Source organism: Telmatospirillum siberiense (assembly GCF_002845745.1).
Lineage (GTDB): Bacteria > Pseudomonadota > Alphaproteobacteria > Rhodospirillales > Magnetospirillaceae > Telmatospirillum > Telmatospirillum siberiense.
The window spans coordinates 236,720-250,915 of record NZ_PIUM01000002.1 but is presented as its reverse complement, the minus strand read 5'-3'; the positions used below and the strand labels follow the sequence as shown (position 1 = coordinate 250,915).

Below are 14,196 nucleotides of genomic sequence, written 5' to 3'. Positions count from 1 at the left end.
AGATGTTCGTCCTGCGTCCCGCGTTCTTCGGTACCGGAGCCGTCCTCGCCCTGCTGGCTCTCGCCATGGGTCTGCCGGCCGTCGTCGATTTCGCCCATGGCGATCCCGACTGGCGGATTTTCGCCGCGTCGGCCTGCGTAACGCTGTTCACCGGCCTCGCCCTCATGGCCAGCAATCACGGCACCCGCAGCCAGGGCTATTCCGTCCGCCAGATCTTTCTGCTCACCGCCCTGAGTTGGATGGCTGTCTGCGTGGCGGCGGCCCTGCCCTTCGCCTTTTCCGGCCTGCATTTCTCGGCCGTCGACGCCCTGTTCGAAGCGGTCAGCGGCGTAACGACGACAGGCGCGACGGTATTGCGCAATATCGATCGGGCTCCTCCCGGCATTCTCCTTTGGCGCGGCCTGCTGCAATGGCTGGGCGGCATGGGCTTCCTGGTGATCGCGCTGGCCGTGCTGCCGACGCTGAACATCGGCGGCATGCAGATCTTCCGCCTGGACAGCGGCGACCCCGCCGATCGTCCGGTGCCGCGCGCGGCCACGGTCAGCATGAGCATCATGGGGCTTTATGCCGGGCTGACCGGGCTTCTCACGCTTTTGCTGTGGACCGCCGGCATGAGCCGCTTTCCGGCGCTGCTGCACGCCATGTCGACCATTTCCTCGGGCGGCTTCTCGACCTCCGACGGATCGATCGGCAGTTGGCGCAACCCGGCGATCGATTGGGTCATCCTGTTCGGCATGTTGCTGGGCGGCGCCCCCTTCATCGTCTATCTGCAGATCGCCGAACAGCGCTGGCAGACCGCCCGCAAGAACCGCCAGCTTCGCCTTTATCTGCGCCTCTTCCTGACGGCTAGTCTGATCCTCGCCCTGTGGCTGATCATCGAACAGAACGCCAAGCCGCTGGTCGCCATCCGCCATGCGGCCTTCACCGCGGCCTCGGTGATGACCGGTTCGGGCTTCGCCACCCTGGACTGGGCTCAATGGTCGGGCGTACCGATGGCGGTGTTGTTCTTCCTGACGTTCGTCGGCGGTTGCGCCGGTTCGACCTCGGGCGGCATCAAGATCTTCCGTTTCCAGATTCTCTACGCCAATGCCCGGATCCAGATGAGCCGCCTGCTGCATCCCCATGGGGTGACGCTGCCGCAATACGATAAAAGGCCCATTCCCGACGCTGTGGCGGAATCGGTGCTGGGCTTTCTGTTCATCTATGCGCTGTCCTTCGTCGTCGTCGCCATGGGGCTCGGCATGGTCGGCATGGATTTCTGGACATCGATGTCGGCATCCGCTTCCGCCCTGGCCAACCTGGGCCCCGGCCTGACCCCGGCGGTCGGTCCGATGAACGGCTTTTCCGGCCTGCCCGACGCAGCCAAACTTCTCCTGTCCGCCGCCATGCTGTTCGGCCGGCTGGAAATGTTCATCTTCCTGGCCCTGTTTGCCAAAGGCTTTTGGCGGGCCTAGGGTGATGCCTTAAATCTGCATCACGCTAGGCTTGTTTTTCAAGCCCTTGGCCTTAGCGCACGCATCCGCGTGCTTGGCCGCGGCCTCAATGGCCGCTTCTAGAGCGTCGTGCGTCAGATTTGACGCGCGATGCTCTAAACCATCTTACCCGACCTCCGAGACATCCATGGATGCGGGAAGGTAATGAAAACCCTCACCGAACTTGACGACATGCCCATAGCCCGGCCAGGGAAAGTGATAGGCAAGCAACGCCGTCCGCGTGGTCGCCAGCATGTCGAGGTTCCGTACGCGAGATTGTACCGACTGCTTGGGATCGGTATCGAATCTGAATTCGATGAGCGGCTTTTCCATCAGCAGCACCTGATGGTGGGTCAAGTCTCCGATATTACAGAGCGATTTTCCCTCTGAAGAAATCATATAGATGGTATGACCGACGGTATGACCTGGCGTAAAAATCGCTTGAATGCCTGGTAGAAATTCCTGCCCGTCCTTGATGAAGACGACCTTTTCTCCGTGCCCCAGGAGATTTTTGCGCGCCGCCGCAACGAAAGGCTTCATATAGTCCGGATCGGCCAGGGCAAGTTTCGACTCATCGGTCCAGAACTTGAATTCGACCTCCGGCATATAGATCTGTGCATTGGGGAAATGGCTCTTGCCATTGTCGGCCATGATACCGCCGATATGGTCGATATGACCGTGCGTCGCGCAGATTGCATCGATATCTTTTGGATTGATGCCCGCCAGACGCATATTCGTCAAAAGATGCCCAGTGGCCGAGCCGAATAGCCGGGAACTTCCCATACCGCTGTCGAATAACACCAGTTTACGGCCGGTGTTGATGATCAAATTATTCTGCTGCAACGGTGCCGTCCGGGGATCGAGATAGGCGTCGCGCAGCATTTGATTAAGCTCTTCCTTGCTGGCGCCAAGAAAGTTGGCCGCGGGATCGCCCATTGGCAGAGGGCCGTCGGAAACGACCGTGGCTTCGAATGCCCCGACCTTGAATCGGTAAAATGGAGCGACCTGGGTATTCAGGAAGGGGGCCTTGGCGAACGCCGCCCCCCCGCCGAGAAGCCCGACTGCCGTCGCGGCGGCTCCCCCCAACATCATCCGCCGCCGCGATAATGAAAAACGAGCTATCTGTTCCATATGAAAGCACTCATGCATCTAAGCAAAACAAGAATTGGCGATGGCGCCAGCATCTACGCCATCGCCAATTCTAAAGAGAAACTCACCAATAAAACTGACCGGAAAAGAGAGGGTCAATCAATATAGAGGCACGGACAAATCGAGGCGGATAAAGGAAATATCTCCTTGGTTTTCAGAGCGTATCGGTTGCAGATAGCGAAGTCTTAACGAGGCTTTTCCAAAATTATAGGCGACGAGCGGCCCCATCGCGAGGACCTCGCTTTGATTTCCGGCCGAAGAAAGGCCGTCCACGGCGGCGACTTTGACGCCCCTGACCTTATCGGGTTGCCACTGTTCGAGGATGTTGCCGATCGCCCCGAACTCCCAGGGACCGAATTTCTTGGTCGCGGTCAAGTCGAGATAATAGGCATTTCCCGACTGGTAATTCGTGACGTCGTTCTTCGTATTGAAATCGACGACATGATTCATCGTCAAATTCCAGCCATTGGCGAGATAGCTGACCGCGAAATTGGGCTGGAAAGTCCAATAATTGTTGGCGAAGCTGCCGTTGCTCAGGGTCTCACGCCCCTGCGCGGCGCTATAGTGATGCGTAAAATGTCCGTCCTTCACATAGACGGAGAGGCCGGAACCGATGAAAATCCCATTGCCGACATCCCAGGATAAAATGGCCGGCGTCAGAATGGTGTTGAAGAAGCCTTTGTTGGAGGTGGAATCCCCTCCGGTCGAAGCACCGCCGAAATCGGTGTTCAACCAGGCGTAAGGCTGGGTGATGGCGACGCCATAGCTGGCCCCCAGAACCTTGACCCCGGGCACCCACAGAAGCGACGGGGTGACGTCGACCTGAAACGCCTTGACGTTCGTCCCGGCCGGCGTTTTGGACGTGCGTCCCTCGCCATCCACGAGCTTGCCCTGTTCAATGGTCACTTCATTGTTGAAATAGAGCCCCTCCGGCGGCAATGCGCCAGCGGCATTACCGGCCGAACCGCCCGGCATCATTGGGCTCTTCTTTTCTTCCCCATAAGCGGCACCAAGAGGTGCCATGGCTAGTGCCACCACCAAACAGGCATAAGGCCCAAGTGTTTTCAACTGGTTCATGATTGTCCCCCCTTATTGTCATGAGGCGGCCAATTCTTGGATATTGACCGCGATGATTTGTCATTTACCGGATTCTGTCCTTTGGGATGCTTCATGGAAATGTGAGGCACCGAATACGACATCGTGAAACACAGATTCTTTCCCGAAATAAATACTCAATAGATGAATTATCTATTTCGCCACGTCGCGACATATATTAAATCTATAAGAATAAGTAGTTGCCAACTAATTCTTTTTGAACATTGCGGTTATGGCGGAACAACATAAGCAACATCAGCAAACGACGCGCAGCACGCCTCGATCACTGTTCAGTGCATAACGTTGTTGTAAACAGAGGGCAGAAACGCCAGCCAAGTTTCGATGAGGATGGACTCATCGAAACTTGGTAAAATCAGGCGAGGCGAACCCCGCCCAGGAAACTGACGACAACCTGCTTCAGCGCCTGCGTCTGACTGGATAAGGAACGCGAGGATTTCAGCACATGGCCCGACGCCTCGCGGGTTTCCGACGCCGCGTCGCGAACGCCTCCGATGGTCGAGGAAATCTGCTGGGTTCCAACAGCCGCCTGCTGCACATTCCGGGCAATTTCCCGTGCCGCCGCCGACTGCTGCTCCACCACCGAGGCGATGGCCGCCGAGATTTCGCTGATATCGGCAATGCGTTGCACAATGTCGCCGATCGCACTCACCACATCCCCGGTCGCCTCTTGCACCGAGGCGATTTGCACGCCGATCTCTTCGGTGGCCTTCGCCGTCTGATTGGCCAGATTTTTCACTTCGCCGGCGACGACAGCAAAACCCTTTCCCGCATCGCCCGCCCGGGCAGCCTCGATCGTCGCGTTCAGCGCCAGAAGATTGGTCTGGCTGGCGATATCGTTGATCAAATTGATGACATTGCCGATTTTCACTGAGCTTTCGGCGAGGCTCCTCACCGTCTCATCCGTTCGATTGGCTTCCTCGGAAGCATCACGGCTGGCGTTGTTGGCATGGGCGATCTGCCGCCCGATCTCACCGATCGATACCGCCAGTTCCTCGGCCGCCGAGGCCACGGTCTGCACGCTTTCCGAGGCCTGTTCCGAGGCTGACGAGACGATTGTAACCTGCAGGTCCGTCGTCTCGGCGTTGCTCGACAAGGCCTGTGCGACCACGTCCATCTCGGCACAGGCTCCGGCGACAATGTCCAGGGCCTCCGACACCTTTTTGTCGAAATCTTGGGTCAACGCTTCGATGGCGCCGCCCCGTTTTTCACGCGCCGCGCGGGCGGATTCCCGTTCAACGGCCAGGCGCTCGACCTGAACGGCATTCTCCTTGAAAATGCCGAGCGCGCGGGCCATCTCGCCAATCTCATCGCGGCGCTCGGTCCCGGCCACCGTGACCTCGAGATTGCCATCCGACAAATAAATCATCGTTTGCGACAATTCGCTCAAGAGTCCGGAAACGATCCGCACGACATAGAGACTCAAGCCCACGGCGGCAACGAGGACCGCCAAAGTGGCCCCGCAATAGGCAAGCAGCGAAAGATAGGCCGAAGCGATAAGGGCCTCGGTCTCTTTCGACATCTCGCTCTGATATTGCCGCAGCAGTTCCAGAAACACCTCGTCGCGTTGTGCCAGCGTGGTCAGCCACACTTGCGTTTCCGAGGCTTCGGGAAGCGGCTCACCTCCGGCGAAAGCGCTGATGCCGCGGCGAATCGCCGACAGGACGGTGTTGGCCTGGCCACTGTTCGATGCGGAAAAGCGTGCGCCGATCACGGGCGGAGCCGTCGCCAGGATGGCTGGCGCGAACACCTCCTGAAGATGCTTGCCGACGAAGAAGATCTCGGCTTCGGCAAGGGGAAATTTGCGGAACACGAGGGCCTGCGTCGCGGCGCCATCCTCCATCTTGGCGCCTTCGACGAACTGCAGCAGCGCATAAAGACCATCGGTCAGTCGGGCCACGTCGCTGTCGTTGGCATAGAGACCGACCCGCTTGACCAAATCGAACGCCCGTGGTGAGGTCGGCTGCAGATAACCGATGACATCCCCCGTCGTGGCCCGGCGGGCGTCGACGGTGGCGCGAAGCGCTCCGATCTCCCCGAAACGCTTGATAATGAAGTCGATATCGGCCCGCGCCACATCATCGTCGAGGGCCACGACCGCCGCGGCGGCGCGAAAAGCGCTCAGGGCCTGATCCTGGGTAAGACGCGCCGCCAACATCGCCTGACGGCTCTTTTCGTCGCCACTGACTGAAAAGCGAATGGATGCCGTTCCTTCCGCGGGCGACGTTTCCGCCGTTAGTTGGACCGCTGAAAAAAGCAGGTTTTCCAAGCTCTTCGTTTGCGACAAAGTCTCATAGTGATCGAAGGCCCGCTTCGACAATATAAATCCGATTGCGATCAGTCCGACCAGACAGGGGACAAGCGACAGCAATAGAAGTTTTCTGAGGTCCAAATGACGCATCTTAGAGTTCCCCGCCGGAAAAACGGCTTTTGGTCTTACTGCGCAATGGGCGTGGTATCCGTCTTCCAGATCAGGACCACGGAAATGATGGCGACAACGGCCAACAGGCAGTAGGCGCCGGAATACCCCCCCAGATTGGCCAGCCCAAACGCCAGGATGGCGAAAGCGCAGCACCGCACGACGGATTGAATGGGATTGACGATGCCCCATGCCTTGACGAAGGCCCGGCGCGGAAATTTCTCCGCAACAATCGACATCGACATATTGGTGGCCCCCCCGAGGGCTTCACCGATCATGAGCAGGGAAATCCACAGCGTGACTGTGTTGAGCTCAAAAATGTTCAATATAAGGGCGGCCGTATACCATAACGCGTAGGCGATGGCGCACTTCTTGATGCCGATTTTTTGACTCAACCAGCCCCAGAGATAGGCGCCGGGCACGCCGGCAATGGCGGCGACGGAAAGATAGAGAATGGCGGTGCCCTGATCATAGCCGATGGCCATTAGCCGCGGCACCAATTGGCTCAGCAGACCGACGATGACGATGTATATCCCGCCAAAGGACAGCCCCATGAACCAGACATCCTTCATGCCCAGCAATTGCCGGGTGGTGAAGGGACAGACATAGGCTTCCTGCTCGCGGCGCCCCTCCTCGATTTCCAAGGCCGTCATCGGTACATTGTCCGGCGTGCAACCGGATTGCTCGGGCGTATTCGTGGCGACAAAAGCGACCACGAGGAACATCACCAGCATGACCGCCGGTATGCCCCACATTCCCTTCTGCACACCGAATGTCGCAAACATGAAAGCCAGGAAGGGCACGTAAGTCGCCGTGGAGAAGGTCTGCCCCATGGTGCACCAGCCAAGGGCCAACCCCTTCTTGCGCGGAAACCAGTTGGCGATCAGGGAGGGCCCCCCAACATAGGCGAAGCTCGAATCGAAGAAACAGACGATGGAAAACAACGTGACGAACCCGGTCGTCGTTCCCCAGGTTCCCAGGAGGCCAAAGCACAGGCCGCCAATAGAAAGGCTAATGAGAATAAGGAATTTTGGCCCCTTCCTTTCACACACCTTCGCCCCGAGAAATCCGGCCAGGATGGAAGCCCAGGAAGCTGGCGTGGCCCACCCCAATAACACCGTATAATCAAGGCCATAAGCCGAAGAAACGACGGGCAAAATAATATTAAGACCATGAACCACGGAACCACTGCTAATCCAGAGAAGCGCCGCCTCAATAATAATTATTGCCCATCCCCTACCCCCAAAATTGCTTTTCCTTTCGAAGGATTTATAAGGAACGGATGTCACAGAGACACCTGAATAAACGGAATTTGCAGTTTCCTCACCCATATTTATCTCCCCTTCATTGGGGTAGTTGCTTTATTTTTTCTGGAGGAGGGCGGCATCACCACCCTCCTCCGCCTCCCTTTTCCGACCCCGGCCAGTCACCTCATTCGCGGAACCAAGCGCCCGTTCAATCAACGGGGGTGAGATCCGTCATCCAGAACAGCAAAACATCGATTACGGCAATGGCGGCCAGCAGCGCGTAAGCTCCGGCATATCCACCCAGATAGGTAAGACCGAACGCCAGAACGGCAAAGGAACAGCACCGCACGATCCCCTGGATCGGCGCGATAACGCCGAAGGCCTTGACGAAAGCGCCGCGATGAAACTTTTCGGCCACGATGGACGTCGTCAGATTGGTGGCGCCACCGAAGCTGAACCCGATCATGATCAGAGAGGCCCAGAGGGTAACCGGATTGAACTCGAACATGTTCAACACGACGGCCCCCAACCACCACAAGCTATAAAATATGATGCCCGCCTTGCTGCCCATCTTCTGACCGATCCAGCCCCAGCAATAGGAACCGGGGACGCCGATGAAGGCGGCGATCGACAGATACATGATGGCGGTGTGCAGGTCATATCCCATGGCCATGAGCCGCGGCACAAGCTGGCTGAGCACACCGACGAGGACGACATAGACACCGCCCGAGGCGACGCCGATGAGCCACACGTCCCTCATGCCCAGCAATTGCGTCGTGGTCAGAGGGCAAACATAAGCTTCCTGCTCGCGGCGGCTTCTTTCGATCTCCTCGGCCGACATCGGCTCATTGTCCGGAGAACAGCCAAACTCCTCGGGCGTGTTCCTGACGAAAAAGGCAACCACCACCGCCAGGACGATCATGGCCAGCGAAACGCCCCAAAAGCCGTTCTGCACGCCAAAACTTTCAAAAAGCCAAGCCAACGCGGGCACGAAAAGCGCGGTCGACATGGTTTGTCCCATGGTCACCCATCCCAGAGCCAAATTCTTTTTTCGCGGGAACCAGTTGGCGATCATCATCAGTCCACCGACATAGCCATAGCCGGTGCCGAAGAAATTCACTCCGGCAAACAACAGAACAAAGCTGATGACGGTGGCCCACGTCCCCATCAGACCAAAGCACAGGGCGCAAATGATCAAGGACAGCAGGATGGTGAATTTGATGCCTTTCCATTCGCAAACTTTGGCGAGCGCGAAAGCCGAGACAACGCCCCCCCAGGACGCCGGAGTCGCCCAGAACAAAAGGGTTTTGCTGTCGATGCCGAAGGCGGAAGACAGAGTGGGAACAATGATGTTCAAGCCATGGACCTGAACACCAGCCGCGATCCAGATCAACAATCCTTCGATAACAATGATCGACCAACCCCGCACGCCGAAGTTGCTCTTCAAATTATGACCTTCCAATCTTCCGGCAGAACACTCTCCGTACTCTCCGGTAGCGACACTTTCTTGCCTGCTCATAATTTTGTTTCCGCCCAATATTTTGAGGACTCACTATCGCGAGCGCCGTCCATGGCTCTCCCGCCCATGCCGTAGCGCCGTCACCCCACGATAAATCCGCGTCCAGACGCGGGATCGGAGCCAACTCGGCTTGTTTTTGAAGACGGGACGCCCTAAGGCCGGCGCCCCAAGGGGCGACTTAACACCGCATCTCGGGAAGGATGTCTCAGCGAGAGCTGGCGTTGAGTCCGCCATCACCACGTCAGAGGAGATCCACCATTTGCCAGCTTCGGTTGCTTTGAGTTTTTCAGAAGAAAGACACATTGCACACACTCCATAGCTGCAAACAGCGTGTTGTTGATCGTATTCGTTTTATTTTTTTGAAATATATATAATCTATTTTGTTTCCAATATTTTCGCCGTAACTCCGACGAGATACTGAATCTATAAAAATAAATAGTTTTAAACTAATTCTTTTTAAACATCGCGGTTATGGCGGAAGGGTATAAGCGCAGGCGAGCGCCCCCTCTCCCCGGCATAGCCGGAAATATCCGGACGACGATTCCGTCGCGGAGCCCAAACCACCCATCAAAAGCGCGAGGCAGATGACCGACCAAGCGAGGCCCGGCCGGCATCGGCAGTCATGCCCGGAAACGGCGATAGGAGGTCATTCTTGACGAATTCGCAGAAATGGCGCGGAATGTCGGAAAGCTTGTAATAGCGCAGTGGGACGGGTCCCTTAAAAACAAAAGCAAAAGGGATCATACGAAAAAACGGGAGGAGCCCCATGAAAACGACATTATTGCGTGAGTTCCTAGTTCTCTCCAAGCACCTTAATTTCAGTCGTGCCGCAGAACAGTTGAATATGACCCAACCTGTGCTAAGCAGGCACATAAAATACTTAGAGGATTACTTCGACGCTCAGTTTCTTAAACGCAATACGCACAAAGTCGAACTGACCGCCGTCGGCCAACTATTTGCGGAAGAAGCACGTAAAATCCTTTCGCAATATGAAACCTCGCTCGCCGTTATCCGAAATTCTCTCGGCAGGGGCCAGCGCAGCCTGTCCATCGTCTTTCTGGGGGAAGCCACACGCAGCTTTTTGGCGTCTTTTCTCGGAGAGTTCAGCGCCTGTCATCCCGAAATTTCCATTGAATATTGTGATATCGAGCTGGACGCGGTTCCCGACGCCTTCGACCGGCAGGCCTGCGACCTGGCCTTTTTCATCCGCCCCCACAAGGGACGACGCCATGAGGGATTGCGTCATATCCACCTTTTCAAGGATCCCTTGTGCATCGCCGTCAACAAAAGGCATCCGCTGGCCCAGCGCAGCGTCGTCTCCATCCGGGAACTCGGTGATTGGCCGGTCCTCGGACCCAGCCGTCAATCCTCCCCCCTGGCCTGGGAATGTTGCTCAAGCTTCCTGGAACATTACGGCATAGCCTTCACGCTGGCCAAGGAAGGCTCCAATCTGGAAACGAACTGCTTCAATGTGGAGTTCAATGAACGGGCGATCGTGTTGCTGCCAAAGCACCGGCGCAATCTGCTGGGCGACAATTCCGTGTTGGTCGAGGTCGCGGAAGAGGATTGCTACTTCAACGTCGAACTCGTCTGGCACGTCGACAACATGAATCCAAACCGCGAAGTCTTCCTGAAGGAATTCGCTGAATTTTCCGGCGGCCTGAAATGGCAGCCCAGATCGGAACGTCCTTTGGCGGAGAGCAATCACGAGTCCGGCATGGTCCTGCCGGTGCTGGACGCCATCAAGCAGAGGGACGCCGTCATGGTGAGATGAACCGGCTCCACGTCTCGCTGGAGACGGTCCGGCCATGCATGGCGTTTAAGTGCTTGTGTCCTCACGCCTGACGCAAGAGGCTCGCCACGGAAACCAGAGTTCGATGATCCGCCTCGATGGTGCACCGTAAATGGCGCGCGGCACCATCGACCGGCGGCATTTGGTCTGGAATGAAGAGCTTTACGGCCCATGGGTGGGACATCGGAGCAATCGGCTCCAAGGTGCAGGCCTGCCGCGGCCCTGATTTTGCGGGCGAGGCGAAACCTCCCCGACTTATGCCCAACCCACATAACAAAATGTCAGAACAGAATTAGCAAATCGTCTAATTCTGCTACAGAATTTCACATGTATTCGATTAACAAAAATTAATACTCCTCGGAACTCTCCGTATTTCACGGTTTTTCGTGGAAAATTTTGTGGTGTCGCTTTTCATTTGACGGCGCCCATTTCGGATTTCTTCCGAAGATATGCTCATAAAAAGGAGTCGATCATTGGACCCGAAAAAAACTCAACCATCTCGAAGAGATTTTTTGAGTGGCGCGGCCGTTACCGCCGTGGCAGTTGCCGGCGGGGGCGCTCTGGCCGGCAAGGCATTGATGCCAACCTCGGCCGAAGCGGCCGAAGTGGCTGCAAACGCCAAAGCTGATGAAACCATTGAAACCCAGGTCGTCGTTGTCGGTTCGGGTCTGGGAGGGCTCTCCACGGCCATCACCGCGGTGGAAGAGGGGGCCAAAAAGGTTGTCCTTCTTGAAAAGGAGAGCTTCTACGGCGGTGGGACAAACTTTGCCGAGGTCTTCATCGCCCCCCCGGCCACGGAAGCCGAGGCCCGCCGGAAGGCCGCCGAGTTCATGAAGGCCTCCAACTATGTTGCCGATCCGATGCTCCATTACACAATGGCCATTGATCAGCAGGAAAATTCGGGCTGGCTGTTCGACAAGCACAAAGTCAAAACCTATGTCGGAGAGGGCAGCGGGCTTACCTTTTATGAGGGTGGCCATGGCAAATCATGTATCGACACCCTGGTCCCGCAAGCAAAGGCCTTGGGCGTTGATATGCGCCTGAACACGCAGGCGATTTCCCTCCTGATGAAAGATCCCTATACCTGCATAGGGCTACGCGCCAAGACCAAGGCCGGAAAGATTATCGATTTCAGGACGAAGGGTGTTGTCCTTGCAACCGGCGGCATGAGCACGAACAAGGCTCTGCTGGCAAAATACACGAGCATCGACCTTGAAAAGGTAATCATCGACGGCGCGCAAGCGGGTCAGGACGGCGACGGACATTTGATGGCCGAATCGACCGCCCATGGCAGGGCGACACATCTTTGCGTCTCGTCCCTGTTCCTCAATGTGAAGGGCTTTGCCTTCAGTTCTCCGCTGGGCGCTTGCGCCGGAATGCAACCCACGAATTTGTGGGTGAACCAGGATGGCATCCGCTTTACGGATGAAAGCATCGTCCGCCAGACGACACCTTGCAACAAGGCCGTGGAAATCCAGGGCAGCGTCTTCTCGATCATGGACCAGAGCGGCTTCGACAAATATGCCGCGGGTGGTTGCCAGACACATTACACAGGATTTGCCGATAAGCTTGTCGGCCAACCGATTCCCAACCTGGCCGCCGATTTTGCGAAATACAAGGATCTCCCCGACGTCTTTTTCGCCCAAACCCTTCAGGACCTTGCCGAAAAGATGGGCGTGGATGCCGCAACCTTCAAAGCGACCGTTGAAAGGTACAACGGCTTTGCTCAATCGGGAACGGATGCGGAGTGGGGCAAAAATGCCTCGAACATCTGGCCGATCGCAAAAGGCCCCTTCTATGGTTTCAGGCTTTCATCGGGCATGCCCAACACCAATGGCGGCGTCCGGATCAACACCAACGCCCAGGTGGTCGATCCCCGCCACAAGGTTATCTCGGGCCTCTATGCCACAGGGATCCTTACCAGCGGGTGGGAGGGCGAGACATATCTGATGGGCACCTGCCAACCGGTTGCCCTATGGGGCGGGCGCAAGGCGGCAAAACACATCGTTGCCAATCTTCTTTAGGGGGGCAGGCTCGAACTTCGAGCCGCCTCATTCCTTTGGCACCGGCCTCGGCCTCAGGTCGTCGCCAATGGCAACATAGGTGAAGACGCCCTCGGTCACTTTGATCAGATCCGAGCGGAAGCCGCGCCGCACCCAGGTATCGATCTTGATACGGATCGAAGTCCGCCCGACATGCTGTATCGCGGTGTAGCAACTGACCTCGTCACCGACCAAAACCGGCTTGTGAAAGGTCATCGCTTCAATACCGACGGCGGTAACCCGTCCCTTGGCGCGGAGACCGGCGGCGCTGCCGCCGGCGATATCCATTTGCGAAAGCAGCCACCCGCCGAAAATGTCGCCACTGGGATTGGTGTCAGCGGGCATCGCCACAGTCCGCAAAGATGGTGCTTCGCTGGAAGCGGGCCCCTGCTCCCCCGTTGTGCTGTCACTCACTTGCCATCTCCAATTGATACCAAGTCTCGATGAGGATGACTCATCGAGACTTGGTCTGGCCCGTTGAGGGCCCGCGCCATCGTTGGCGCGAAGCCCAGGGATACGGATGTATCCCGCCCGGCGCTTGAGGGCTCGGTGATCGGTTACGATCACCGAGAGTTGATATAAGACCGAGTTTCGACGAGACCTGCTCATCGAAACTCGGAGCGGGCCGAAGCGTTCTCTACAAGGTCCATCCGTTATCGATGGCCAGATATTGCCCGGTAATTGCCTTCGACTCGTCGCAAGCAAAAAACAGAATGGCGTTGGCCTGGTCGATGGTCTCGGATTCCGGCAAGCTCGTATCCAAATGGCGTCCCGTGATTTCCCGCATTTCCGGGTCGAAATGCTGCATCGCTTCGGGCGTGTTCAGGGCTGTTGGCACCGGCCCCGGCAAAGTGCTGTTACAGCGAATGCCTCTGCCGGCATATTGGATGGCGATATTCTTGGTGAGCGCGATAACCGCCGCCTTGGTTGACGAATAGGCCGCACCGGCGAGACCAAACGCACCGATGGAGGAAACATTGACAATATTTCCGGAGCCTTGTTTCTCCATATGCTTGAGCGCCGAACGACACAAATAAAACACGGCATTCAGATTAATTCCGACAACCTTATTCCATAATTCGTCATCGGTACCCACCGTCGACTTATGCAGATCGGCAATTCCCGCGTTATTCACCAGAATATCGATGCGACCGAATTTATCGACGGTATAACCAATGGCCTTTTCACATCCATCCAACGTACTAAGGTCGGCCGACACATAGACCGCATTACCCCCTTCCGCTTCGATTTCCGACTTCACCCGCCTCAAAGTCTCTTCTCGGCGGGCAACCAGGACAACGGTTGCGCCTTCCCTCGCGAAAAGCTTGGCTGTCGTTTCGCCGATACCGGATCCGGAGCCGGTAACGACCGCAATCTTGCCGTCCAATCTCGCCATAATGCACCCCTTCCTCTTTCCCGATCGTTCACCATTCTCGCTTACGC

At 56.8% G+C, this 14,196-nt stretch carries 10 protein-coding genes; 3 read left to right on the top strand and 7 right to left on the bottom strand.

Annotation, left to right across the window (positions count from 1 at the left end; all coding sequences use genetic code 11):
• Window positions 1-2: 2 nt before the first annotated feature.
• Complete coding sequence (locus CWS72_RS03035; RefSeq protein ID WP_101249084.1) at window positions 3-1,454, top strand: TrkH family potassium uptake protein; 1,452 nt, start codon at window positions 3-5, stop codon at window positions 1,452-1,454.
• A gap of 144 nt (window positions 1,455-1,598) precedes the next feature.
• Here the strand turns inward: CWS72_RS03035 and CWS72_RS03030 are convergent, their stop codons facing one another.
• The 5 genes from CWS72_RS03030 to CWS72_RS03010 all read right to left on the bottom strand — a co-directional run bounded on the left by CWS72_RS03030 (window position 1,599) and on the right by CWS72_RS03010 (window position 8,847).
• Window positions 1,599-2,621, bottom strand: a complete 1,023-nt coding sequence (locus CWS72_RS03030; protein ID WP_199175522.1) for an MBL fold metallo-hydrolase — start codon at window positions 2,619-2,621, stop codon at window positions 1,599-1,601.
• Between the two features lie 99 nt (window positions 2,622-2,720).
• Window positions 2,721-3,698 (bottom strand): SphA family protein, encoded by a 978-nt coding sequence (locus tag CWS72_RS03025; protein ID WP_101249082.1) that lies wholly within the window; start codon window positions 3,696-3,698, stop codon window positions 2,721-2,723.
• Between the two features lie 391 nt (window positions 3,699-4,089).
• A complete protein-coding gene (locus CWS72_RS03020) occupies window positions 4,090-6,135 on the bottom strand; it encodes a methyl-accepting chemotaxis protein (RefSeq protein WP_101249081.1) in 2,046 nt (681 codons plus the stop codon).
• A gap of 35 nt (window positions 6,136-6,170) precedes the next feature.
• Complete coding sequence (locus tag CWS72_RS03015) at window positions 6,171-7,484, bottom strand: MFS transporter (RefSeq protein ID WP_101249080.1); 1,314 nt, start codon at window positions 7,482-7,484, stop codon at window positions 6,171-6,173.
• 124 nt (window positions 7,485-7,608) lie between these two features.
• Window positions 7,609-8,847 carry an MFS transporter gene (locus CWS72_RS03010; protein WP_199175521.1) on the bottom strand — a complete coding sequence of 413 codons (1,239 nt, stop codon included), beginning with the start codon at window positions 8,845-8,847 and terminating at the stop codon, window positions 7,609-7,611.
• Window positions 8,848-9,685: 838 nt separating this feature from the next.
• Here CWS72_RS03010 and CWS72_RS03005 point away from each other — a divergent pair.
• Both CWS72_RS03005 and CWS72_RS03000 read left to right on the top strand, forming a co-directional pair.
• Window positions 9,686-10,693: a LysR family transcriptional regulator gene (locus tag CWS72_RS03005; RefSeq protein WP_101249078.1), complete on the top strand. Its 1,008-nt coding sequence runs from the start codon at window positions 9,686-9,688 to the stop codon at window positions 10,691-10,693.
• A 491-nt stretch (window positions 10,694-11,184) separates the two neighbouring features.
• Entirely contained in the window at window positions 11,185-12,735 is a 1,551-nt protein-coding gene (locus CWS72_RS03000) for an FAD-dependent oxidoreductase (protein WP_158240485.1), read from the top strand.
• 27 nt (window positions 12,736-12,762) lie between these two features.
• Here CWS72_RS03000 and CWS72_RS02995 read toward each other — a convergent pair whose 3' ends face one another.
• Window positions 12,763-13,098 carry an acyl-CoA thioesterase gene (locus CWS72_RS02995; protein ID WP_101249076.1) on the bottom strand — a complete coding sequence of 112 codons (336 nt, stop codon included), beginning with the start codon at window positions 13,096-13,098 and terminating at the stop codon, window positions 12,763-12,765.
• Between the two features lie 292 nt (window positions 13,099-13,390).
• Window positions 13,391-14,149: an SDR family NAD(P)-dependent oxidoreductase gene (locus CWS72_RS02990; protein WP_101249075.1), complete on the bottom strand. Its 759-nt coding sequence runs from the start codon at window positions 14,147-14,149 to the stop codon at window positions 13,391-13,393.
• Between the last annotated feature and the right edge of the window lie 47 nt (window positions 14,150-14,196).